Annotated in this window: 16 protein-coding genes; 11 read left to right on the top strand and 5 right to left on the bottom strand. The window is 61.8% G+C overall.

The features are described 5' to 3' along the window. Positions 1 to 4 precede the first annotated feature (4 nt). The 3 genes from hutU (at position 5) to AC0JZ4_RS06530 (ending at position 3,478) form a co-directional block, all read left to right on the top strand. Complete coding sequence (gene hutU, locus AC0JZ4_RS06540; RefSeq protein WP_471885596.1) at positions 5 to 1,690, top strand: urocanate hydratase; 1,686 nt, start codon at positions 5 to 7, stop codon at positions 1,688 to 1,690. Positions 1,691 to 1,784: 94 nt separating this feature from the next. After that, positions 1,785 to 2,321 carry a HutD/Ves family protein gene (locus AC0JZ4_RS06535; protein WP_471885595.1) on the top strand — a complete coding sequence of 179 codons (537 nt, stop codon included), beginning with the start codon at positions 1,785 to 1,787 and terminating at the stop codon, positions 2,319 to 2,321. Between the two features lie 197 nt (positions 2,322 to 2,518). Then, positions 2,519 to 3,478: a siderophore-interacting protein gene (locus AC0JZ4_RS06530; protein ID WP_471885594.1), complete on the top strand. Its 960-nt coding sequence runs from the start codon at positions 2,519 to 2,521 to the stop codon at positions 3,476 to 3,478. Between the two features lie 220 nt (positions 3,479 to 3,698). Here AC0JZ4_RS06530 and AC0JZ4_RS06525 read toward each other — a convergent pair whose 3' ends face one another. The 5 genes from AC0JZ4_RS06525 to AC0JZ4_RS06505 form a co-directional block, all read right to left on the bottom strand. Next, on the bottom strand, positions 3,699 to 4,940 hold the full coding sequence (locus tag AC0JZ4_RS06525) for an HlyD family type I secretion periplasmic adaptor subunit (protein WP_471885593.1): 1,242 nt from the start codon (positions 4,938 to 4,940) through the stop codon (positions 3,699 to 3,701). 47 nt (positions 4,941 to 4,987) lie between these two features. Then, the gene (locus AC0JZ4_RS06520; RefSeq protein WP_471885592.1) at positions 4,988 to 6,805 is read right to left on the bottom strand and encodes a type I secretion system permease/ATPase; all 1,818 of its coding nucleotides are present in this window, start codon (positions 6,803 to 6,805) and stop codon (positions 4,988 to 4,990) included. A 2-nt stretch (positions 6,806 to 6,807) separates the two neighbouring features. Then, entirely contained in the window at positions 6,808 to 7,257 is a 450-nt protein-coding gene (locus AC0JZ4_RS06515) for a Ros/MucR family transcriptional regulator (RefSeq protein WP_471885591.1), read from the bottom strand. 114 nt (positions 7,258 to 7,371) lie between these two features. Further along, complete coding sequence (locus tag AC0JZ4_RS06510) at positions 7,372 to 8,865, bottom strand: phosphomannomutase (protein ID WP_471885590.1); 1,494 nt, start codon at positions 8,863 to 8,865, stop codon at positions 7,372 to 7,374. Then, positions 8,862 to 10,205, bottom strand: coding sequence for an AGE family epimerase/isomerase (locus AC0JZ4_RS06505; protein WP_471885589.1), 1,344 nt, complete (start codon positions 10,203 to 10,205; stop codon positions 8,862 to 8,864). The genes AC0JZ4_RS06510 and AC0JZ4_RS06505 overlap by 4 nt, the downstream gene beginning before the upstream one ends. Before the next feature lie 403 nt (positions 10,206 to 10,608). On the opposite strand from AC0JZ4_RS06505, the gene AC0JZ4_RS06500 reads away from it, so the two are divergent. The 8 genes from AC0JZ4_RS06500 (at position 10,609) to AC0JZ4_RS06465 (ending at position 24,283) form a co-directional block, all read left to right on the top strand. Next, positions 10,609 to 11,262: a Crp/Fnr family transcriptional regulator gene (locus tag AC0JZ4_RS06500; RefSeq protein WP_471885588.1), complete on the top strand. Its 654-nt coding sequence runs from the start codon at positions 10,609 to 10,611 to the stop codon at positions 11,260 to 11,262. Positions 11,263 to 11,425: 163 nt separating this feature from the next. Continuing rightward, complete coding sequence (locus AC0JZ4_RS06495) at positions 11,426 to 12,736, top strand: nucleotide sugar dehydrogenase (protein ID WP_471885587.1); 1,311 nt, start codon at positions 11,426 to 11,428, stop codon at positions 12,734 to 12,736. Next, a complete protein-coding gene (locus AC0JZ4_RS06490) occupies positions 12,720 to 14,219 on the top strand; it encodes a glycosyltransferase (protein ID WP_471885586.1) in 1,500 nt (499 codons plus the stop codon). The genes AC0JZ4_RS06495 and AC0JZ4_RS06490 overlap by 17 nt, the downstream gene beginning before the upstream one ends. Before the next feature lie 31 nt (positions 14,220 to 14,250). Further along, positions 14,251 to 15,375, top strand: coding sequence for a PilZ domain-containing protein (locus AC0JZ4_RS06485; RefSeq protein WP_471885585.1), 1,125 nt, complete (start codon positions 14,251 to 14,253; stop codon positions 15,373 to 15,375). Continuing rightward, positions 15,372 to 16,799, top strand: coding sequence for a mannose-1-phosphate guanylyltransferase/mannose-6-phosphate isomerase (locus AC0JZ4_RS06480; RefSeq protein ID WP_471885584.1), 1,428 nt, complete (start codon positions 15,372 to 15,374; stop codon positions 16,797 to 16,799). Before AC0JZ4_RS06485 ends, AC0JZ4_RS06480 begins: the two co-directional genes overlap by 4 nt. Continuing rightward, a complete protein-coding gene (locus AC0JZ4_RS06475) occupies positions 16,799 to 20,434 on the top strand; it encodes a NosD domain-containing protein (protein ID WP_471885583.1) in 3,636 nt (1,211 codons plus the stop codon). The genes AC0JZ4_RS06480 and AC0JZ4_RS06475 overlap by 1 nt, the downstream gene beginning before the upstream one ends. Continuing rightward, the gene (locus AC0JZ4_RS06470) at positions 20,427 to 21,533 is read left to right on the top strand and encodes an alginate lyase family protein (RefSeq protein WP_471885582.1); all 1,107 of its coding nucleotides are present in this window, start codon (positions 20,427 to 20,429) and stop codon (positions 21,531 to 21,533) included. The genes AC0JZ4_RS06475 and AC0JZ4_RS06470 overlap by 8 nt, the downstream gene beginning before the upstream one ends. Beyond that, positions 21,530 to 24,283, top strand: coding sequence for a tetratricopeptide repeat protein (locus tag AC0JZ4_RS06465; RefSeq protein WP_471885581.1), 2,754 nt, complete (start codon positions 21,530 to 21,532; stop codon positions 24,281 to 24,283). The genes AC0JZ4_RS06470 and AC0JZ4_RS06465 overlap by 4 nt, the downstream gene beginning before the upstream one ends. Positions 24,284 to 24,319: the final 36 nt, after the last annotated feature.

Raw genomic sequence — 24,319 nt, 5'->3', positions numbered from 1 at the left:
GGCCATGACCAATCCGCGCCACAATATTCGCGACGTCCGCTCCCCGCGGGGCAATGAGCTGAATGCCAAGAGCTGGATGACCGAAGCGCCGCTGCGCATGCTGATGAACAATCTCGATCCCGACGTGGCGGAAAACCCCCACGAACTGGTCGTTTATGGCGGCATCGGCCGCGCCGCCCGCACCTGGGACGATTTCGATGCGATCGCGGCGACCCTGAAAACGCTCACCGAAGAAGAGACGCTGCTCGTTCAGTCCGGCAAGCCTGTCGGCGTGTTCCGCACCCACAAGGATGCGCCGCGCGTGCTGATCGCCAATTCCAACCTCGTGCCGCATTGGGCGACCTGGGACCATTTCAACGAGCTGGATAAGAAGGGTCTCGCCATGTACGGCCAGATGACCGCCGGCTCGTGGATCTATATCGGCACCCAAGGGATTGTGCAGGGCACGTATGAAACCTTCGTCGAGGCCGGGCGCCAGCATTACGGTGGCAACCTCAAGGGCAAATGGATCCTGACCGGCGGCCTCGGCGGCATGGGCGGCGCCCAACCGCTGGCAGCCGTCATGGCCGGCGCCTGCTGCCTGGCCGTGGAATGCGACGAGACCCGCATCGATTTCCGCCTGCGCACCCGCTACGTCGATGCCAAGGCAAAGACGCTGGATGAAGCGCTTGCGCTGATTGCCGAATGGACAGCCAAGGGCGAAGCCAAATCGGTTGGTTTGCTCGGCAACGCGGCGGAAATCTTCCCGGAACTGGTCAAGCGCATGCAGGCCGGCGGCCCGCGCCCCGATATCGTCACCGACCAGACCTCGGCACACGACCCGCGCAATGGCTACCTGCCGATCGGCTGGACCGTCGAGGAGGCCAAGGCCAAGCGCGAGAGTGATCCGAAATCCGTCGAGATTGCCGCCCGAGCATCGATGAAGGCGCATGTCGAAGCCATGGTCGCCTTCTGGGATGCCGGCGTTCCGACACTCGATTACGGCAACAATATCCGCCAGGTCGCCAAGGACGAGGGCCTGGAAAACGCCTTCGCCTTTCCGGGCTTCGTTCCGGCCTATATCCGCCCGCTGTTCTGCCGCGGCATCGGCCCCTTCCGTTGGGCGGCCCTGTCCGGCGATCCGGAGGATATCTACAAGACCGATGCCAAGGTGAAGGAACTGCTGCCCGACAACAAGCATCTGCACAACTGGCTGGATATGGCCCGCGAGCGCATCGCCTTCCAGGGCCTACCCGCGCGCATTTGCTGGGTGGGCCTCGGCGACCGCCACAAGCTCGGCCTCGCCTTCAACGAGATGGTCCGCAATGGCGAGCTGTCCGCTCCGATCGTCATCGGCCGCGACCATCTCGACAGTGGCTCGGTCGCCTCGCCCAACCGCGAGACCGAGGCGATGAAGGATGGGTCGGACGCCGTATCCGACTGGCCGCTGCTCAACGCACTGCTCAACACGGCCTCGGGTGCCACCTGGGTGTCGCTGCATCACGGCGGCGGTGTTGGAATGGGCTATTCCCAGCATTCCGGCATGGTCATCTGCGCCGACGGCTCGGAAGATGCCGACCGCCGGCTGGAGCGCGTGCTCTGGAATGACCCGGCTACCGGCGTCATGCGGCATGCCGATGCCGGCTATGACATCGCGCTCGAATGCGCCAAGGACAAGGGCCTGCGTCTGCCCGGGATCCTGGGCAACTGATCATCGCCAGGCGACCGGCCCCGGCGGGCGGTCGCCTCCTTCAGCGGGAAATATCGCAATGGTTAGAATTTTGCGGGCGGCGGAGCACCGGCGCATGCCCTGGAAGAACGGGCGCGGAGAAACCGTCGAGATCGCCGTCTTTCCCGAAGGTGCGAGCGTCGATACGTTCGACTGGCGCATCAGCATGGCGACGGTCTCGGAGGACGGCGCCTTTTCCAATTTCCCGGATGTCGACCGCACATTGTCGATCCTCGACGGCAAGGGCATGGAGTTGCAGATCGAGGGTCGCGCGCCGACCCTGCTCACTCAGGCATCGGCCCCTTACGCATTCCCGGCCGACGAGCCGACGACGGCTAGTCTGCCGGACGGCGCGATCACCGATCTCAACATCATGACCCGCCGCGGCCTTCTCTCGCATACGGTCACCAAGATCAGCGGCACTGCCGAAGCAATCGAAGCCGAAGGCGCGCTGGCGCTTATCCTGTGCCAGCACGGGCGGATGCATCTCTCCAGCGACGGTCAGGACGAAACGCTCGACGCCTTCGATTGCGCCATCCTATCGCGACAGGAGACGACGCAGCTTTCAGGTACCGCCACAGGTTTCGTCATCCGCATCCGGGAAGAAACCTAGCAAGCGCCGTCTGGCGACAATCGAACTATCGTTCCAACGTGATTGAGGATGCGGCCGAGCCAGCCATGCCGCTGCTTTGGTATGTCGCTTCAAGGCACATCGCTGCGGCCATGGGTGAACGCGCTCATCAATTTCTTGACTTAAGAAGTCATGAATGATTTTAGTCCGGGTAAGAGAACGACTTCCGGGCGAATATCATGCTCCACCAGACCAAAGGCCGTATCGTCCGCGATAACGGCGCCGCGATCGACGCGTTGAAAAGGCGCGCAATCGAGTGGGACGTGCCGCTGACGCAAGAGGCCTCAGGTTTCTGCTTCCATGTGTGGAATTCCAAGGCCACGCTTATTCCAGATGCCACCGGCGTCTCGATAGAAATCTCCTCTCCGGAGCAGCGCCTGCTGCAGACTTTGCAGGGCAGCCTGACGGAGCTTTTCGAGGAATGCCTGCTCTGCCCCAAATGGGACGAGGTTGCCGAAGGTGCGCTGGCACCTGGAATGTCGTTGATGCAGGTTGCCTCCGTCACCCGCCGCTCGCCGGGCTTTACGCGAGTACGTCTCGAAGGCCATGATGCCGAGCGCTTCGGCACCGGAAGCTATCACTTTCGTCTTCTCATCCCTCGCCGGGGTCGCCCGCCATGCTGGCCGCGTATTGCAGCCTCGGGCCGCACCGTTTGGCCCGAGGGCGACGACGCCCTGCACCGACCCTGCTACACGACCGTTGCCTATGGCGAAAACTGGCTGGAATTCGACGTCTATCGCCATGCCGGAAGCCCGACCTCCGACTGGGTGGAAGAAGACCCGACCGGTCGCACGATCGGCATAATCGGCCCCGGCGGCGGCGCCTGCCCGCAAAACGGCAATCTCTTCCTGTTCGGCGATGAAACTGCCATTCCTGCCATCATCCGCATGCTGCAGGATGCCCCGGCGGATGTGCGTGCCTTCGTAAAGGCACACCGCGACGACCTTTGTGAACTGGTGGATGATGACCGGATGACGGTAGTCACCGATCTGAACGAGGCGCTGGAAGCGATCGACCTGCCCGAGAACGCCTATGTCTGGTTTGCCGGCCATGCCGACCAATCGCGTGCGGCGCGGGCACAACTGACCGAGCGCGGCGTGGCCAAACAAAATTTCACAGCCGCCGCCTACTGGAGCTGATCAACTCTCCGGAGTGGCTGTCCACCGCTCGTCGCTTATGCTCGTCCGCGACCCGGCGAGTGGCGAATAGCCACTAAAAACCAAAGTCGCAGCGGCCCATCGCGCTTGCTCACCCGACGCCAAACAACCTTCGACAAAGCACGGAACACCGCACTCCATCGCCGAAAGATCGACATGCGCCCACTGTCAAACCGGCCGGCGGCGTGACGCATCTGCCCCTCTACTCGGCCCGCAGGGCGCGCGACAGAAAATCCGATATCGGCTTTACGAGATAGGACAGGATGCTGCGGCTGCCGGTCTGCAGAAAGGCCTCGACCGGCATACCGGGAACCAGTGCGAATTCTCGTGCGACACCGGCAAGCCTGATCCGCACCTCGTAATACTGCACGCCGGTTTTCGCATCGGTGACAAGATCGGGCGAAATCCGCTCCAGCACACCTTCCGATTCCGGTGTCGTCTTCTGGCTGAAGGCGGGGAACTTCAGGAATGTCCTTTGCCCCGGAAAGATCTGGTCGACATCGCTTGGGGAAACGCGCGCATCGACAACGAGCGGATCGGATTGCGGCACGATCAGCATCAACGTCTCCTGCGGCCCGACGACGCCGCCGACCGTATGTATGGCGAGTTCATGGATCATGCCGGCCTGGGGCGCGCGAATATCGACGCGACTAAGCTGATCCTGCGCCGCCACCTTGCGCTCGGTCAGTTCGGCGATGGACGCATCGACCTCGCTCATTTCCTTGGCGACATCGCTGCGAAAATTCTGTTCTACCTGGAGGATCTGCAATTCGGTCTCGGTGATCCGCCCGGTTGTCTCGGCAATCGTGGCAACGATAGACCCGACCTCGCCCTTGAGCTTGGTCGCCTCGCGCTCGGCGGTATTGAGACGAGCATATTGAACAAGCTTCTGGTCCCAGAGCTTGCGGACACTTCCCAGATCCTTCTCCACCAGACCCAATTCATCCGCCTTCGCCAATGACTGGGTTTGGAGCCCCGAAATCTGTTCGCGCAACTGCCGGATCCGCTCGCGTAGCTGCGCCTTTTCACCTTCCCGCGCGTCGCGCCGCAGGTTCAGAACCCCCTGTTCCGCCACCATCAGCCGATCGACCATGGCGTCCCTGCCGCGCTCAAGAAACGACTCATCGAAGGAAATCGCGGTCAGGCCGTCCCTCTCCGTTATGAGACGGGCCCGCCGCGCCAGAAGATCATCGAGCGATTTGCTGACGATCTGCATATTCGCGCGCGTCGCCGTTGCGTCGAGCCGCGCCACGACCTGCCCCGCATCGACGAGCTGCCCGGTCGTCACGAGGATTTCGCCCACCACCCCCCCGGTGGAGTGTTGCACCTTCTTCACTTCGGAACTGACGCTGACGCGTCCGCCGGCAATCACCGCGGCAGAAATCTCCACTAGCGACGCGGCAGCCACAGAAACGGCCAGCAGGAAAGCGAGGCCTCCCGACACCCAAATATTCCTGCGTAAAGAGACGCGAAAAAGATCGGCCGAGCTCATCACGTCACCTCCGCCGTCATTGGGAGCGGAACGGCGGTCACGTTCGCGTCGCCAGCCGAAGCGGCCATGGGAACCCGCTGTATCTGCGACGGCAGCGGCCCGCGCTGTGGCCCGCCCACCGGGACCGCCACCGGCCGCATCCGATGCATGACATCCTCCTTGCGACCAAGCATCTGCACACTGCCGCTCGAAACCATCATGATCGTGTCACAGGCCGCAAGCGCGCTGGCACGATGGGCGATGACGACGGCAACGCCACGCCGCTTTCGGACGCCTTCGATTGCGCGGGTAAGCGCCTCCTCCCCCTCCGCATCGAGATTGGAATTCGGCTCGTCGAGCACGACCAGAAAAGGCTTGCCATAAAGTGCCCGGGCAAGCCCGATGCGCTGCCTCTGCCCGACCGACAGAACATCGCCGCCTTCCCCGATGGCGGTGTTATAGCCGTTTCGAAGCCGCAGGATCATCTCATGCACACCGGCATCTCTTGCCGCCGCAATGATCTTTTCGCTCGAGGCGCCCGGCTCGAACCGGCTTATATTGTCGGCGACCGTGCCGCAGAACAGCTCGACTTCCTGCGGCAGATAGCCGACATGCGCGCCTAGCTCATCGCTGTGCCTATAGTCGAGCGGCGCACCGTCGAGCCTGACCGAGCCCTGTGCCGGCATCCAAAGGCCAACAAGAGCACGCGCCAGGGACGACTTACCGGCAGCACTCGGACCGATAATCGCCATCGCCTCCCCCGCGCTCAGCGAAAAACTCGCGTCGCGAAGGATGAGCCGAGCCGGCTCTTTCGTCATGAGCGTGAGGCCCTCGACACTCAACGTCTCGGCCGGAGGCGGGAGCGACAGAAGCCTGGGTTGAGAGGCGCCACGCAGGGCGCGTGACAGCCGTCGCCAGCTTTGCCGCGCCGCGACGAAATTGCGCCAGTTGGCGATCGACAGTTCCACCGGCGCAAGCGCGCGTGACACCAGAATGCCGCTGGCGACGATGACCCCGGCAGTGACCTCGCCCTCGATGACAAGATAAGCGCCAAGCGCCAGAACGCCGGATTGAAGAAACATGCGAAATGCCTTGGATACCGCCCCGAAGGCGCTCCCCACATCGCTGATCTTCAGCTGGTTCGCAACGACAAGCCGGTTCTGCTCCGCCCAGCGGCCGGTCATCCTGCCCTGCAGGCCAAGAGCCCGGATCACTTCCGCCTGACGAATGCCCTCCTCGGACAGGATGGCGCGACCGGAGATATGCTTGGCCGAGCCCGCGAGCAGTCGTTGCGACAGAAAATCCGTCACCATCGTCGCCAGAAGCAGGAACAGCGCACCGGCAAGCGCGGAAAAGCCGATCCACGGATGAAAAGAGAAGCAGACGACGAGATAGAGAGGTATCCATGGCAGGTCGAACAAGGCTCCGAGACATGGGCCGCCGAGAAAATTGCGGATCTGGTCGAGATCGTTGACGGGGTCGGCAGCCCTTTCGCCCGGCCGTCGCTCACGCGCACTCGCCATGGCGATCTGGAAGGTCGGTTCGGCGGCGCATGTGCTGACCACGGCCCCCGTCCGGCTGAGTATCCGGCTGCGGATGACATCGAGTCCTCCCTGGAAGGCATAGAGAAGCGCCACAATGCCGAGCAGGACGACAAGCGTCGGCAGGCTATGGCTGGGCAGAACCCGGTCATAGACCTCCAGCATGAACAGCGGCCCGCTGAGAAACAGCAGGTTGATGATGGCGCTGATGAGAGCCACGGCAACAAACGCCATACGGCACTGATGAAGCCCCTCTTCAAGCACGGCAGTTTGCGCCGGCCGACCTTGAAACGACATGCCTACTCCTCTTCGCGATCTGCCTCTTTGCGGCCTGCCTGGGGATTGAAGGCGGGCTCCGTCTGCGCATCCGGCAGGGGCCGGCGGCGACGTTTTCTCTTGCCGCCGAACCCCATGGAGATCGCCAGCCTGGAGCGATTTTCAGCATAATCCGGCGCGACCATCGGATAGTCCGGCGGCAGGTTCCAGCGGGTCCGGTATTCGGTGGGCGTCATCGCATGGTGAACGGCGAGATGCCGCTTCAGCGACCGGAACAGCTTTCCGTCCTCGAGGCACATGATGCAGTCCTTGCGGATCGAGGTCTCCACCGCACCGGCGCCGGCGGCCTCGGCGCGATAGGTCGCGAGCCCGAGCACAGTGCGATGCGTTTGTTCCAGAAGCGTGCCGAGCTGCGCCGCCGGCACGGTATGATTGGCCACATAGGCCCTGACAAGATTGACGGTTAACGCCATTGCATTACCTGAAACATCGACATCAAGCGCGATTTCTCCACGATCCAGTCGGGGTATCTCCTCAGAACTCTCTTTTTGCATTCGTTGCCAGCATCACTGCCGCCCCCATCGAGACTAACCCTGTCTGCACAACTGCGGCTGCACTGCCGCGCCGGCGGCGCGAAGCCCCCATGCCAGCAGGCTTTCCGCGTCGGTTGCACTCATTGCCTCGACATAACAGCGCAGTTCGGGTGCGTTGCCGGATGCGCGGTAGTGGATCACGGTTCCATTATCCAACCCAATACGCAGACCATCGGTCCGACTCGACGTGACAACCCTTCCAGCCTCAAGAAAGAAAGATTCCTGAAATACGGGATCTGCAGCAAGTTTTTCGAGAAAATCCATGGATGACGCGCTCGGCACGTCCTTCAAACGGTCGGCGACGGCAAAGCCGACATCAAGGTCGGCAACGACCTGTCCGAGCGTCCTGTCGGCTTCGGCAGCCAGAACAAGCGATGCTATGATCGGCAGAAATGCGTCACGGGTGGGCAGGGCAACCAGCCGGCATCCATGCCGGACGGCATCATATCCCAAAAGCACGCCTCCATTCGCTTCGAACCCGATCACCGATTTTCCCGCATCTGCCAGCATTTTCATGCCATCGATGACATAGGGGGAACCGACGCGCGTCCGAACCACGTCACCTGCAATGGCGGAGCGCTCGATGACCGAGCCCGACGTCACGGGCGTTACGATACCATCCGGCCGCAACAGCGCGGCGACCATCAGCCCCAGCACGTCACCGCGCAGCACACGCCCCGCCTCATCGGCAACAAGAGGACGGTCGGCATCGCCATCCGTCGAAACGATTGCCGAAAATCCACCCTCGCGCGCGGCCTTCCCGATCATCGACAGCTGCTCGGGACTATGCGCCTCGGTATCGACAGGAATGAAGTGCGCCGAGCGGCCAAAACCGGAAACCTCGGCGCCCAGCGCCTGCAGAACCTGCATCAGGGCATCGCGACCAACCGAACTGTGCTGGTACACGCCGATCCGCAGCCCCTTGAGGGCCTGCGCGCCGAAGAAATCCGCATAGCGCTCGACATAGGGCGCGATCGGATCCCCTTCCGGGACGACGAATGCCGGTATGCTCGCCGCAAGCCCGTCCGGATCGACAAGAGCGGCATGCTGGCCAAGGATAGCGGCCTCATCCTCCTTGGTGATCTCGCCATCCGCGCGATAGAATTTGAGACCGTTGCGATCGTCCGGGATGTGGCTACCCGTCACCATGATCGCCGGGCAACCACGACGCTGAGCTTCCAGCGCCAGGGCGGGCGTCGGCAGCGCGCCGCAATCCACCGCAACGATCCCTGCAAAAGCACAAGCGGCAGCGCAATCCAGGGCGATCTGCGGACTGCTTGATCGCAAGTCATGGCCGATCACCACCTGATCGACCCCATCCGAAGTCTCCAGCATGTGGCGAATGAAGGCCAGAGCGTAACTGCGGCTGGGCAGGCCGACCAGATCGACGACGAGGCCGCGCAGGCCGCTGGTGCCGAATTTGAGGCTGCTCGCCGGAGCAGGCAGGCCCGGCATAACGGCATCGGCAAAGGAACTGACGTCGATCATGCTGGCCGCTCCACGGAATTTTTGCCGTTCACCCTCTGCGTGCTGCCATTCGGGGCCATGGCCGCACGCGTCATGGCGTTACTGGCGATGAATGCGGGAGGCAATCCAGCCCGGACATTGGCCACGCTGACATCATCGACGCCGAGGCCTTCCGCGTAGCGCACCAGTTCTCCTGCAGCGCAGATGATGTGGTAGAACGAACTCGCCGGTGAGACGCACGGCGTGAACGTGCCATCCTCGAGCATGACGTCACGCCACAGGCCGGGTGCCTCGGGATCGAGATAGGAGAACAGGCTGCGCGCCGCATCGAGCGCACGCGCCTCCGCCTCCAGGCGCACAAGGCCCGTACCGGCCTCGGCCATCGCGATCCAGGCCTTGAGCCGCTCGGTTTGCGGCCAGAGCCTCGCCGTCGCATCGTGGACCGCGCCGTCATGCCAGCATTCGTTGACGGCGACACGGCGCCGGCCGTCATAGCCGTGGGTCTCGGCAAAATTGATCATCGCACCGGCGCAACCGCCGGCATCGCTCCCCGTGAGCGCCTCCCAGCGCATCAACAGCCATGCCCACTCATAGTTGTGTCCGGGTTCGACAAGGCATCTGCCATTCGTCTCGATGGCGCGCCAGTCGGAGCTGAAGAACTCGCGTACAACCCCATGTCTTGCATCGAAAAAATACGTCCTGAACAGGGTGACGATCTCGTCCGCCAACCCACGCCAGGCGGGGTCGTCATCGGTCGTCATCCATGCCAACGCTGCTTCAAGGAGGTGCATGTGCGGATTCGCCCGCAGGGGGAAGGGCCGGTCCGTACGATCGACGAAACCACCGGCCGGATGTGCGAAACGCCGGCGGATCGACGACAGGAGGCGTAGCGCCCGCTGGCGGAATTGATCGTCCTGCAGATGCCGATAGGCGCTCGACCATGCAAGCAGCAGGAAGGCCTGATCATAGAGGTCATGCCCCTCGTCAAGGCACGCACCATCGGCGGAAATACTGTGCCTGATCAGCCCATCTCCGCTGCTATGCTCTTTAAGAAAGCGAAATCCGTGGAGAATACAAGCACTTGCGACCGATGGATTGAGACCGAGCCCGGCTGCCTCGGAGAATACATAAAGCTGCCGAGCCGTTACCCGAACGCGGCGGTTTCCGGCAGGAACCGAGCAGTCGGCGGCAATCGCCTCACAAAATCCGCCCTTCGCACGGTCCAGCCCGACGGTGGCCCATAGCGGGAACATGTCTTCGAAAAGGCATTTCAGGACATGATCGGCGGCATCTTCCAACGAGAGAAATTCTCGTCCATGTGATCGACTTGATGTCTGCGAGACTTTGCGTGCGAGATACATGCGTGGTAGCCCCATCCATGAGAAAGGTAGGACAGGCTATAGGACATGCACATCATCTGCGTCGTTTACCTAGGTTAACGAGAGATTAATTCTTGCAAAAATGAAATTTAATTTTTTCTATACAAGCACACTTGCTTGCCTCCAGAATTTGGTATCTTATAGTTGCATAAGCGCTGTACAGACCTTTGATTAACTCAAGTTAATTTCAAGGCAATATATCGCACATCGGGGAGACTTACCTCAGGCCGCAGTTCTTAACGTGACGCTTCCGCGTCGCGAGTGCCATTTATACTGCAATTTTCGTATCAATCTCCTGTTGCCCGGCAACCACCGGGGCTTCGAGCCTGAGGGAGTGAGCCTTATGGTTCATACGTCACCTTTTATTCGGCGTTTAGCAGATCTCTTGCCATCATCCGGACTGATCAATCCGATGCTCGATGGCATCGCCTTCAAGAGCAGCGGCGCCGACAAGGGCGCCGAGATCCTGTCCATCGGACCGACCGGCCGCCAGGCTGCGGCAATCGGCCAGGGCATTGCAATGCGCTATCGTATCCTGCCCGATGGCAGTCGCCAGGTGATCATGTTCCTGATGCCGGGCGACCTGTGCAGCCCGCACATCTACCCGACGACGATAGACCATAACGTGGCTGCCGTGACGCCGGTGCGCATCGACCGGTTCGAATGCGAAAGCCTGATCAGCATGGCCAACACGATCGTCGGCCTCAATCAGGCCCTATGGACCTTGGCCGAACAACAGAACGCGATCATGCGCAACCATATCACCAGCCTCGGAAGAGCCGACACCCGCCTTCGCGTTGCCACGCTGCTGACGGACATGGTCCGCCGGCTGACGCCCAAGGGCCAGCTCGGACCGGTCATGATTCCCGTCACCCAGTCCCTTCTCGCCGACGCGATCGGCGTGACCCATATCCACTTCAATCGCGTCATCAGCGAATTCGCCCGCAGAGGCGTAGTCGATACATGCCGCGGAGGTATCATGGTAAGGGACATATTGTGGCTTTCGGGACTGGCTGACGAAATGATCGAAGCAGCCTAAGCAAAGATAAACGTTTAAAAAGTGAATGATCCATAGCCGGCGTTACGCCGGTTATTTTTTTACTTCGGGAATACTGATTCTTTTTTCTCATTTAGTTAATTTACGTTAATGTTATCAATCTGATCCGATGATCTATTTGCGTCAGTGCAATGAGGACCTGACCATGAAGATCAGTATTTTCGGCGCCGGCTATGTCGGCGCGGTATCTGCCGCATGCCTTGCAAAGGACGGCCACACGGTCATTGCCGTGGACCCTGACCCCAATAAGATCCAGCCGCTCCTGGCCGGGAAATCCCCCATTATCGAGCCCGGTCTCGAAGACTTTATCAAGGACGGCGTAGCCTCGGGTCGGCTGACCGCGACATCCGATGCGGCGGCCGCCGTCGCCGCGACGGATCTGTCTCTCATCTGCGTCGGCACGCCTTCGCGCCCGGACGGCAGCCTCAACACCGAATACCTGATGCGCGTCGCCGAAGAGATCGGCGCGGCGCTGAAACAGAAGAACACCTTCCACTCCGTCGTGGTTCGCTCCACCTGCCTTCCCGGCACGACCGAGAGCATTGTCGTTCCGGCGCTGGAAAAGGCATCGGGTATGAAGGCAGGGGAGGATTTCGGCATCGCCTACCTTCCCGAATTCCTGCGCGAAAGCACGGCGATCAAGGATTACTACGACCCCGGCGTTTGCATTTTCGGCACCGTCGACAAGTTCACCCTCGACCGCCTGAATGAAATACATTCACATCTCGATCGGCCGAAATACGTGGTCGACATCAAGACGGCCGAAGGCATCAAGTACACCAACAACGCCTGGCACGCATTGAAGATCTCCTTCTCCAACGAGATCGGCAACATTCTCAGCAAGGCCGGCATCGACAGCCATGTGGCCCTGGAAATCCTCTGCGCCGATGACCGTCTGAATATCTCCAAGGCCTATCTGACGCCGGGCTTTGCCTTTGGCGGCTCCTGCCTGCCCAAGGATCTTCGCGCCCTCATCTCGATGTCCCGGCGCCAGGGCACGCCTGCCCCGCTGCTGGAAGCGACGCTGGCCGCCAACGAGGTGCAGATCAATCGCGCCTACAGCATGGTCACCGACCACGGCAGCCGCAAGGTCGGCTTCGTCGGCTTGAGCTTCAAGCCGGATACGGACGATCTGCGTGAAAGCCCGCTCGTCGAACTTGCCGAACGCCTCTACGGTCGCGGTTTCCAGATCAAGATCTTCGATCCGAATATCCGGCTGGCGCACCTGACCGGTGCCAATGCGAGTTTCGTCAAGGCACGGCTGCCGCATCTGGCGGACCTGCTCAACGAAGACATCGACACCGTCATCGAGGACAGCGACGTCATTGTCGTAGGCAATCGCGCCGAGATGAACGGCTCGCTCAATCACGTGAAGCCGAACACGCAGATCATCGATCTCGTCCGTGTCGACAAGGCTCTGCGCAGCCAGGGAAATTACCATGGCATCTGCTGGTGAATTCTCCCAGAGCCCGGCGGCGCATGTTCTCATGGTCCTGGCGATAGCAACCTTGGCGACATCGTTGCCGAGCCAGGCCTATGCGATCATCGACAGCAAGACCGGGCTGGCGATCGGAATTGTCGGAGCCTGGCGCTACGGCTGGGGCATCCTCCATTTCCTGCGCAGCGTCATCTACCGGGCGTGGGTTTTCCCACGCCTGCGGCGACAGGCGGTCTCCAGGCGGCGAGACGGCTTTGCCTCCTATTTCCTGGTGACCAGTTTCCGCATCCCGACGGAAACGACGATCGAGGTCTATCGCGCAGCCTTCAACGCCGCACTTCAGGCGCCCGGACCGGCGACGATCGTCGCTTCGATCGTCGACGTGTCCGACCAGCGTATCATCAAGAAGCTCTTCGCCTCGATGGTGAGAGAGAGCGACAAGGTCGATCTGATCCTTCTTCGGATAGAAGGCACCGGAAAGCGCGATGCGCTGGCCTGCGGCTTCCGGGCGATCGCCCGGTTGATGCCGGCGCCGGACGCCATGGTCGCGGTCATCGACGGCGACAGCATCGTTCCGCCGGACCTCGTGGAGAAATGCGCTCCCTTCTTCCATGATCCGAAGGTCGGGGCGCTGACCACCGACGAGATCGCCAAGGTCAACGGCAGCTGGCTCTTTGTCCAATGGTATGCATTGCGATTTGCCCAGCGGCACATCCTGATGTCGTCCATGGGTCTGTCGCGACGCGTCCTGACGCTCACCGGGCGCATGTCGATGTTCCGCGCATCGATCATCTGTGATCCGTCCTTCGTCTCGCAGGTCGAACTCGATTACATCGATCATCCGCGCCTGGGCCGCTTCAGGTTTCTGACTGGCGACGACAAGTCCAGCTGGTTCTGGCTTCTGAAAAACCGCTACGACATGCTCTACCTGCCGGATGTGATGGTCACGACCATCGAGGATCCGCCGACCAGCAGCTTCTTCGGCTCCGCCGCCATGCTGATGGTCCGCTGGTATGGCAACATGCTGCGCACCAACGGCCGCGCGCTGGCCCTGGGGCCGCGCCATGTCAGACCGTTCGTGTGGTGGGCAATCCTCGACCAGCGGCTGTCCATGTGGACCTGCCTGATCGGCCTGACGAGCGCAATCCTTGCAACGCTGCTCATCTCGCCCTTCACGATCCTGGTCTACATCGTCTGGATACTGGCCTCGCGATATGCACTCACCCTGTCGCTGCTATCGGCCCGCAAGCGCATATCGGCGATCACGCCGCTGCTGCTCTATTTCAACCAGATCTACGGTTCGATGATGAAGATCTTCGTGTTCTTCCATCTCGATCGGCAGAAATGGACCCGCCAGAAGACCACCCTGGCGCGTCGCGACCGCAACCTTGTGACGTCCTTCAGACAGTTCGAATCCAAATTCTACCAGGCCGTCAGCGTCCTGGCACTCGTCACCCTGTGTTCCTGGATGATCGGCGTCACCCACGCCATCGGCCACTGAAAATCAATCGCACGGACAGGAGTCTTGCATCATGGGATCAATGTCATACGAAGCCGAGCTTCAGCGCCAACATCCACGCTATCGCCTGCCGATGCGCGCCACGATCGACGGACAGACCTTTCAGGTTCATGACTGGTCGATGAACGGCTTCGCCGTCGAGGCCGGCGGTTTTGCCGTCGGCAAGAGCGTCATGGCAGCACTGTCGATACCGTTCGAAGGTTATGAATTCGGCCTGACGGTACCGTCGGAGGTGCTTTATTCCTCCGGCCCGATGAAGCGCACCAGTTTCGTCTTCCTCGATCTGGAAGACGGCCAGGCAAGCCTGCTGCGCTACGTCACGGACGCCATCCTCTCCGGCGAAGTCGTTAGGGCCGGCGATATTCTGGATGTCGCCCGCCGCAGCGAGCCCGGCGCCCTCAAGCAGATCCCGCCCGCTCCCAAGCTGACGACTGCCGGACGGATCGCGCATGTCGGTAGAAGGCTCGCGGCCTCGGCCGGCGTGTTCGCCATCGGCGCCGCGCTCGTTACCTTCCTCTCGGCCAATGTCTACGACCAGTTCTATGTAGTGCGCAGCGAGGGCGCCAGCGTTTCGGCCAAGACGGTCAATGTCGCCTCACCCGCGGTCGGGCGCATCGGCTTCCTCAACCAGCAGCGCGAGGTGGCGCTCGGTGAACCCTTGATGACGATCAATCCGCCGGTCGGAAACCCGATCACCATCCAGTCACCCTGCGACTGCATTCAGGTCGACCAGCGCTTCGCCAACGGTGACTTCGTCAAGATGGGTGAACCGATCATCCGCCTGATGCGCGGTGATGCCCCGATCGTCGTCTCGGCCGCCGTGCCGGCCGACAAGCTGATGGGGCTCTATGGCGTCGAGACGGCAACGCTCACCTATGCCGATGGCAGCAGGATCGGCAATGCCGACATCCTTTGGCTGCCCGGCAAGGGCGGCAGCCAGGCAGACCTGCCGCGCGATCCGTTGACCGTCGTCATCGATCCGAAAAAGCCGCTCTCGGCCGATATGATCGGCCAGCCGGTCGAGGTCAGCTTCGATCTCTTCCAGGATAGCGTTCCCGGCAGGGCCTTTTCGCTTTTCTCGAGAGCTTTTGCGTCCACCCCGCCTCAGCAGGCGACCGTCGCGGAGACAAAACCATGAGCACGATCATACCGATTATCATGTGCGGCGGGTCAGGCACCAGGCTTTGGCCGTTGTCGCGCCGGCTGGAGCCCAAGCAATTCCAGAAGCTCGTCGGCGACACCTCGCTCTTCCAGGATACGCTGCGCCGCTTCGACGACCCCGCCTTCGGTCGCGCCATGGTTCTGGTCAACACTGCCCACGAACCACGAGTGCAGCTGGAGCTGGAACAGGCCGTCGCCACAATGACGGACGAGAGCGCTATTCCCCGTATCGTCATCGAGCCGGCCATTCGCTCGACGGCACCGGCGATTGCGGCCGCCGCCGTTCTGGTCGCCGAAGAAGATCCGGATGCGATCATGCTCGTCGTGCCGAGCGATCACCGTGTCGGCCGGCCGGATCGGCTTCTGGAGGCCTATCTTGCTGCGATCCCTTTCGTCAGCCAGGGCGGCATCGCGCTGTTCGGCATTCGCCCGACGGCACCCGAAACCGGTTTCGGGTATATCTGCGCCGCCGATAACAGCGAGTACGGCATGCACAGGGTCGAGGCATTCATCGAAAAGCCCGATATCGAGCGCGCCCACCAGCTTGTTGCCGATTCACGCCACACTTGGAACAGCGGCATTTTCATGTTCCGCGCCTCCTCGATCCTGGAGGAACTCTCGGCCTTTGCGCCGGATGTTCTGGAGATCGCCATGGAAGCGGCAAGCTCCGCAGCCCGCAGCGACAACCGGATTTGGCTGACACCGATCTATGGCGAGGCACCGGAAATTTCCATCGATCATGCGGTGATGGAGCATTCGCGCAAGCTCGGCGTCCTGCCGGTTTCACCCGACTGGAACGACCTCGGCTCGTTCGAGGCACTTTGGGAGGTCGGCGATCGAAATGGCGATGAAAACGTCATCCTCGGCGAAGCGGTGCTGAAGGACGTGCGCCGCAGCTATATCCGCGCCGGCCAGCGCCTGGTCTCGGTCGTCGGGTTGTCCAACATCGTCGTGGTCGACACCGAAGACGCGCTTCTTGTCGCCTCGCGGGCGCAGTCGCAGGACGTCAAGTTCATCGCCCAGCATCTGGCGAAAGGTCAGCATCCGGCCGCAGATCTGCACGTGGTCCAGCAGCGACAGGGAGGGTTTTCAAGAATGCTGGAAAGCAACGGCAGCTACCGGATCGAGCATCTGACCATACGGCCGCACGAGCATATGAAATTGTCGGCTGAGGATAAGGCTTCCGACCGAATGCTGACGGTGCTGTCAGGGCATGCTTCGATGCTGTCGAATACGGTGGCGATCAGCGCCGACGTAGGCTCGGCCCACAGTTTGCCAACCGACGCCGATCTAACCGTCAGCAATCGTTCGGACGATCCGCTCGAACTGCTGTTGACCGTCACGTTCGATAGCCGGCGCCTTCCGGCTGACGATCAGGAAAACCAGAAAAAGGTCGGCTGATGATGAACCTCGGAAAACTCCGGCAGGCCTATGTTGCGACGGTTGCTTTGGGTCTGGCCACCCTCGTCACGGCCTTGCCCGCGCGAGCATCGATGGATGACGAAGCGCGACTGGCGGAAACCGCCGTTCGCGAGGCAATCATGCAGCTGGACGAGCCATCGCAAAAGGACCGGAAGGTCGTCATCCTGCGAAAGGCAGTAGAAGCGATTTCGGTACTCGAAAAGCTGGCAGGTACAACCATCGACAATGACACGGCAAGGGCGGCGGTTGCCGCCTTGGGGATCGAGGCAGTCACGTCGGACATGTTGAGGCTGAGCCTCGTCCAGGCGCTCAGCCTCGGCATTGCCGCCGACGAAGACGGCCTGAAACGAGACCTCGAGGCCAAGGCGGAAATCGCAAGTATCAAGGACCCCGCCTACCGCTCGGCCGCTTGGTCTCAGCTTGCGCGCATGCATGTCCGCGTCGGCCAGATGGCAGAGGCCGAACGCTTGGGCTTGAGAGCCATCGAGGATGCGCGCGGCATAGACCGCAAGCAGACACGCGATGGCGCGATGCGCGCAGTCGCCACGATATTTCCCTTCGATGGCAAGCATGGCGACATCATCGAGACGGCGACGGACGCCATGACCACCTCCGGCGCTCGCTCGGACATCTACAGGATGGAAGCGCTGGCGCGTTTCGTCGGCGAGCGCAAATTATCAGCCGATGCATTGGTCGAGATAGCCGGCGAAGCCATCAAGGCAGGCGACCTCTTCCGCGCTTTGCAGGCGGCTCGCGCGCTGGAGCGGGACAAGGATGACCGCAAGCAGATCCTCTCCAGCCTTTTCGACCAGGCGATCGAGAAACAGGACAGCCACTTCGCCCTGCAGGTTCTCAAGTCCATGGCCCGCGCATCGGATCAGGACAGGGCGCTGCGCAAGCTTGTCGACCTGCGGCTTGCCGGCGACAAACCCATCCGCGCGCGGGAATATATCGCACTGATGCTGACCAATGGTCAGAGGATCGATGCCGAGATCGCCGTTGCGCGGGCGCTCGACAGACAGGGATATCACCAAGCGGCCCTCGACACTTTGAAGGCGCTGGAAGTCTCTCCCGTCGAGGATCCGGATTCGGCCGCAGATCTCGCCAGCGCCTTTGCCGGTCTTTCCGCCTTCGAGCTGGCGCGACCGCTTGCCGAGGCGATCACCGACCCGAAAGAGCGCTCATTCGCTTTTTCGAGGCTGAGCAAGAGACTGGCGGATGCGGACCAGATCGCCGAAGCCGAGGCGCTCCTGCGCGAAGTGACCCGTCCGGAAGACCTTTCCCATGCACGCTCGGGCCTTGCCCGTGCACTGATCAAGAACGGCAAGCTGGAGGAGGCCGAGAACATCCTTCAGGACATTCCGGCCGGACCGGACCGGGATCGCGTCGTCGAAGAACTGGCCAAGCGGCACGCCCGCGAAGGCAGTCTCGATGGTGCCAGAAGCCATATGGAACGGGTGGAAACAGCCGCGGCGCGCGGCCGAATTCTGACCGAGATCGGCATATCTCTGGGAGAAGAGCAACGCGAGACGGCCCTTGCAAGCCTCGGCGAGGCGGGCACGATTCTGACATCGACCCGTGACGGCGATCAGGACCTCGCCGATCTGTCGGTCGCCTATTTTCGGCTGGGCGAACATCAAACTGCCGATGAGCTGATCGGCATGATGTCCGGCAGCGATGTCCGGGACGATGCGCAGCGCCGGTTTGCAGAGATCCTCGTCGAAAGGGGTGAGTTGGAGCCGGCACGGGCACGGCTTGCCGCGCTATCACCCAGGGCGCGGTCAGACATATCGAGAAGGCTCTCCTCGGCGCAGTTTGCCCGCGATGGCGATGTCGAGGCGCTGGTCACGGCGGTACGCGATCTTCCCTATTCTGTTCGCATCCCCGCCCTCAGGAAAATGAGTGAGAACCGCGCCCGGCTCCTCGATACGCAAGGCTGGCTCGACAGCGCCGCCAGCTATACGCTCCCGGCAATCGCCAGCCTTGATACCGCCGCAGCACAGAAGGCCAATTTCAATTTCGGCCGGCACGTCGTCCAAGCTCCGGTGCCTTCCACCCGCTCGGCAAGCAGCCTGCAAATTCCGGAAATCTTCGCCCTGACGGCCAGCACGATGCGCGCACGCGTACCAGCACCGGCCGGTGGCGTAGCGCACCTCGCCATCCTCGGCTTCAGCCCGTTCAGCCTCGAAGCCTTCAAGCTGACCAGCGGCGGCAATGCGGCGATCCACCAGGTCCAGCTGTCCCAGCAGATGACTTGGCCGCGCTATATTGCGGTCGAGAAAGGTGTGGTCACGCTCGGGTCCTTGCTGCGCGACATCCCCCAGGCTGCCTCGAACGCGCTTCTGGTCGACAAGGGGGCCGAGATCCTGATCCGGGTACCGATCATCGTTTTGCCGGGCGCGACGCTGCTCATGACCGGTGCGGAATTCTCCAGCTACCAGCTCGGCGCGCAGTCGGGCGCGTTCATCGCGGTCGCCGGCAAGCTTGTCGTTCAGGATACCGAGATCGTCGGTTATGACGAGCACGCCAATGCGCCGGCGCTCGGCAACGAAGGCAACAAGTCGATCTTTCGCCCGTTCATCACCGGCTGGGGCGGCAGCGATCTGGAACTGGCCGGCAGCCGTTTCGCCATGCTCGGCTATGATTCCAGCAAGGCCTTCGGCCTCACCCAATCGAGTGGTGCGGCCGTACAATCTCTCTACGCCACGGACGAAAACCGCCCACGCGGCAATATCGTCGAGAACAGCTTCGAGAACCTGCGCTACGGCTACTACAGCTACGAAACGAGCGATGTGAAGCTGATTGCCAACGAATATCGCGACAATGTCGTCTATGGCATCGATCCGCACGACCGTTCCCGCAACCTTCTCATTGCGCTGAACACGGCCTACGATTCACAGAAGAAACACGGCATCATCGTCTCCCGCGAAGTCGATGACAGCTTCATCATCGGCAACGTGTCCGTCTGGAACAAGGGCTCCGGCCTGATGCTCGACCGCACGAGTTCGCGCAATATCGTCTATGCCAATACCGCAATCGCCAACCATGGCGACGGCCTGACCTTCTATGAAAGCGGATGCAATATTGCCGCTGCCAACGAATTCAGCCGCAACCTGCGTGCCGGCATCAAGGTGCGCAACAGCGTCGATGTCGGGCTCTACGACAATCATCTGAGCGATAACAGGACGAGCGGCGCCGACGTCTATGTCGCGGATTTGCGCACAACCGTGGAAGGACAGACGCGAAACTTCGAACTGGACCCGTACCAGCCGATCTCGACAACCGTCATCAGCGGCAACGCCTTCGCCAGGAACGGCAATGCCATCAATGTCGACGGGGCATCCCAGACCATTCTGGAGGCGAACCGGTTTCGGGATCAGCGCAGCAACATCTATGGCGGAGAGCTGCGGCCGCTGTCGCCCTATCTCCTGCAGCTCGGCGAGAGTGCCGCAACACTGATCGGCATGGCCTGCAAGCCGAAGGCTCAACCGCTACCCAACACGCATGCCTGCCATTTCGCTGGCCTGCAATTCCCGCAACCGACGGAAACATCCTGCACCGGCATCTCCCAGCCGCTCGGTACCGGGACAGGAAGCGAGGGCAACAATGGCTAGCCGGCTTTTCGCACTCACCTGCACGGCACTTGTATTGGCCTGGGCAGGGCCATCGTCAGCGGCCGGGTGGAACGGTCTGTTCGACGTATCGGCACGGTCGGCGGAGCTCTCGACCCAACCCTATGCATCGATCCGCCGGTCATGCCTTGCGGTCCCCATCGACAATAAATGGGCAAGGCTGAAACCGATCGCGGGCCTTTCGACCACCGAAGGATATGGCTCGGACAACCAGGCGGAGGATTTCTCCTGGGCGATCATGGTCCTGTCCGGCCGGACGCTGGCCGGCGACGCAGCCGCCGGGAAGCGCCTCACCGATCTCATGCTGCGCTGGGCGGAAGCGGATGCATTCGAGAAAACGGAAGAGGTCAACGACGCCTATTATGCATTGAAGCGGCAGCTTCTGCCGCTTGCGACCGCCTATTCCATCATCGAACCAACGCTGGAACCGCAGCAGGCGGAAAGGCTCAAGGGCTGGATGGATCCGCTGGTGCGGAAGATCGACAAGATTTTCGACGGCGACGTCGACCGAAACAACCATCGCGTCCTCGCCGACAGCGTTCTCGCCCTATGGGGCTCGATCACCGGCGATGAGGCGCTACGGCACAATGGGCTCGCCCGCTACGACACGATCCTGGCGGAAACCCGCCTCGACGGCACGCTGGAGCTGGAGGCACGAAGGGGTGCGCGCGCGCTCTGGTACCAGCGGCAGACACTGTCTAGCCTTGTCGTTCTGGCGGAGATAGGACGCGGCAAGGGTATCGATCTGTACAGTCACGCCAACAAGGACGGCCGCACGCTGTCGACACTGGTCGGCGCGATGATGAACGGCCTTTCCTCCCCGACCGTCGTCCTCGTCTATTCCTCCGAGAACCACATACCTGGTCCGGAAAAGAATGTTCTCAAGCCGGATCTGGGCTTTCTCGAAAAACGTGGTCACGGCCGCCACTACATGGCCTGGGCAGAAGCGCTTTCCGGCCACGAAAGCGGGCTCGCCTATCAAAGGCTGTCAGGCCTTTTTGATCGGGAGATCGCCGGGGAACGGCCGCTGATCGACGAATTTGCTGGTGGCAATGCAACATGTTTCTGGGGGCATCCATGAACCATTTCCTGAAAGCCGCGACCGGCATTCTCGCCGGAACATTCATCGGCCTGTCGGCCCTATCGTTGCCGGCAACGGCGCAGATTGCCCTGCCGAACGGCTCCTATGCCGATGAACAGGCGATGATCGCACGGCTGGCAAAAAGCCGTACGGTTCAGGACCAGCGCCGGCTGGCCGAATTGCTGCGCGCCGGCGTAATGGCCGGAGCAGACAATCCCTTGCGCGTAGCCGATCGCGATGGAGCGATTGCCGCCTATCGTCGGGCAATGGAATTCGGTGACCGGTCGGCCGGCACATCGGTAGCGCTCGCGCGTCTTCTCCTGCGGGAAAACGAAGCCGAGGGCATGGCTGGTCTGCGGCCGATGCTGACAAACCTCATTCTGCAGGGAAACGGCGATGCGGCCTATGTCCTGGCCCTCGATGCCGCACAGAACCGTAAGCTTCCGGGCGAGGAGGTAACGCAGAAGCTGGAAGCCGCTGCCGTCATGGGCAGTATTCCGGCGGTGATCGATCTCGTGGAAAGCGGCACGCTCAGCGACGGTCCGGCGAAGGACGCTTCGTTCGCGGCACTGGAAAAAAGAGCGCTGGCCGGCTGGGGGCCGGCATCCTATGCGCTCTATCAGGCCTATGACGAAGGCCGGCTGACCAGTCAGTCGCCGCAACAGGCGATGCAGTGGCTGACACTCGCCGTCGACCAGGGGCATCTGGCGGCGGTCGAGACACTGGCGGAGCAGCTCTTGCAGGGAACCCGCATCCCCCGCGATGTCGCGCGAGCCGCCAGCCTCTACCGCGGCGCAGCCGAAGCAGGCAGCGCCGAATCGGCTCTTGCTCTCGGGCGCAGTTCGACCAGCAATCCCGATATGGAAATCCCCGCTGACGAGGCGCGGACATGGCTCAGCCGCGCCGCCATGATCGGCTTTAAAGATGCCGCCATGGAGCTGACCAACCTGGATCTGGCTGTCGCCATGCGCTCCACCGCCGCACCTGAGGAAAAGGCACAGATGATCGCCGCGGCGCTTTCGCCGATCGCCGACAATCCCGATGCCTTGGCAGGCCTTGCCGACAAATACTGGAAGACATCGAATTCGAGCATGATCGGGCCGGCGCTGCTTGCACTTTTGAAGGAGCATGCGTTGCAGCAGAATCCTTCAGCAGGCCTTGCCTTTAATGCATGGCTGCAGGCCAATGGCGAAGCGCTGCCCGAGGATGTTGCACTGTCGCTGATCGAAGGATTGAAGAAGCACCCCCTTCGCAGCGTGGCATTTTCGAGTTTTCTGACCGCCGACCTCGCACTCGACGGCAGGCTTTCCGAAACAGTCCTGCCGCTGACCGAGGCGTTGCGGCTGCTGACCGAGGCGGCTGATGCGAAAGTCGGGCAGGCCATGCTGCGACTCGGCCACCTTTACCAGCAGGGCGATGTTCTGGCGCCGAACAGGACCTTCGCCAAGCGTTGGCTCGAACAGGCAAAAGCGCAGGCCGTTGAACAGGCCGCATGGGATCTCGCAGCACTCCAGACAAACGATGACGATACCGAAGTAAGGCAGGAGGGCGAGCGCTTCTATCTAAGGCGGCTCGACGGCGGAGATACACGCGCCGGCCTTGCCCTTGTCAGCTATCGCCTGCGGGCCGGCGATTTGGACAGCCTCACCCTTGCCCAGGTCAGGCGCGCCGCCCGGCAACCGATCGACACCGTCGAACTCGCCGCCATGCTGATCGGCAGCGGGAGGGAAAAGAACATTCAAGCTGCACGGCAGATGCTGGATCTGTTGTCGGACAACGCCATCGATGTCGAAACGGACGTGGCATTGAGCCGGCTACTCATCCTGATCGCCTCATCCGATGCAGAAGCCGAGCGCGGTCTGTACCGTCTTGAAAAGGCGGCGGAAAGTGGCGCGCCGAGTGCAAGGATCACCCTGGCCTCAACCTATCTCTCCTCCGTCAGCTACCGCGACAGGCAGGCTCAGGCGGTCAATCTCCTGCACCAGGTTCTGGCGGAAAACCCGCGAAACCACGACGCCAGGCTTCTGATGTCGAAAGCCTACCTGATGGGGCTCGGCATCAAGCGTGACGCAGCGCAGGCTTCGGCGCTGATCGAGGGCATTCGCGCTGAGGGTGAATATCGCAATCCCAAGGCCACCATGCTCGCGGCCGATTGGCTGGCCTTTTCCGCCAGCGACAGAGACCCGCTTGGCGCGGAAACCCTGCTGAAAGCCCAGGCGGCGCGCGGCTCGATTGCGGCTGATCGGGCACTCGGTGATTTCTACCTCGGCGGCTTCGCGCCGACGCTGGAGCCGGATGCCGCGGCTGCACGCCTCTATCGCGCCGCCAACGCCGGCGACAAGGAAGCCATGACCTCCCTCGGCCACCTGCTGATCAATGGCTACGGCGTCAGCAAGTCACAGGATGAGGGAATGCGATGGCTGAAGCGTGCGGCCGAGGCCGGCAATACCGCGGCAATGTATGAGCTGTCACGTATTTTCGCGCTGGGGCAATCGGGGCAGATCGTCGGCGATCAAGTCATCTACTGGCTGACCCGCGCGGCCAGCCGTAACCATCCGAATGCCAGCTACCAGCTAGGCCTTGCCTATCTCAAGGGGGAATGGGTTACCGCAGATACACAGCAATCGCTGGCGTGGTTCGAGAGATCAGCCGCCGCCGGCAACCTGCTCGCCGCAAGAACCGTGGACACCATCCGCTCGCAGATTTCAAAGGGAACGCCGGCCGACATCTCGGCGGTCTCCCATGAGTAAGTGGTATCAGCCGCAGGCGTCGGCAGCAAATCAGCA

Source organism: [Rhizobium] kunmingense, assembly GCF_977018605.1.
This window is presented reverse-complemented; position numbering and strand designations above follow the sequence as displayed.

Excerpts from the sequence above, each read along its gene's own strand:
- hutU (WP_471885596.1), top strand. The coding sequence starts at position 5 with ATGACCAATCCGCGCCACAATATTCGCGACGTCCGCTCCCCGCGGGGC.
- AC0JZ4_RS06535 (WP_471885595.1), top strand. The coding sequence starts at position 1,785 with ATGCCCTGGAAGAACGGGCGCGGAGAAACCGTCGAGATCGCCGTCTTT.
- AC0JZ4_RS06530 (WP_471885594.1), top strand. The coding sequence starts at position 2,519 with ATGCTCCACCAGACCAAAGGCCGTATCGTCCGCGATAACGGCGCCGCG.
- AC0JZ4_RS06520 (WP_471885592.1), bottom strand. The coding sequence starts at position 6,805 with ATGTCGTTTCAAGGTCGGCCGGCGCAAACTGCCGTGCTTGAAGAGGGG.
- AC0JZ4_RS06515 (WP_471885591.1), bottom strand. The coding sequence starts at position 7,257 with ATGGCGTTAACCGTCAATCTTGTCAGGGCCTATGTGGCCAATCATACC.
- AC0JZ4_RS06510 (WP_471885590.1), bottom strand. The coding sequence starts at position 8,865 with ATGATCGACGTCAGTTCCTTTGCCGATGCCGTTATGCCGGGCCTGCCT.
- AC0JZ4_RS06505 (WP_471885589.1), bottom strand. The coding sequence starts at position 10,205 with ATGTATCTCGCACGCAAAGTCTCGCAGACATCAAGTCGATCACATGGA.
- AC0JZ4_RS06495 (WP_471885587.1), top strand. The coding sequence starts at position 11,426 with ATGAAGATCAGTATTTTCGGCGCCGGCTATGTCGGCGCGGTATCTGCC.
- AC0JZ4_RS06490 (WP_471885586.1), top strand. The coding sequence starts at position 12,720 with ATGGCATCTGCTGGTGAATTCTCCCAGAGCCCGGCGGCGCATGTTCTC.
- AC0JZ4_RS06485 (WP_471885585.1), top strand. The coding sequence starts at position 14,251 with ATGGGATCAATGTCATACGAAGCCGAGCTTCAGCGCCAACATCCACGC.
- AC0JZ4_RS06480 (WP_471885584.1), top strand. The coding sequence starts at position 15,372 with ATGAGCACGATCATACCGATTATCATGTGCGGCGGGTCAGGCACCAGG.
- AC0JZ4_RS06475 (WP_471885583.1), top strand. The coding sequence starts at position 16,799 with ATGATGAACCTCGGAAAACTCCGGCAGGCCTATGTTGCGACGGTTGCT.
- AC0JZ4_RS06470 (WP_471885582.1), top strand. The coding sequence starts at position 20,427 with ATGGCTAGCCGGCTTTTCGCACTCACCTGCACGGCACTTGTATTGGCC.
- AC0JZ4_RS06465 (WP_471885581.1), top strand. The coding sequence starts at position 21,530 with ATGAACCATTTCCTGAAAGCCGCGACCGGCATTCTCGCCGGAACATTC.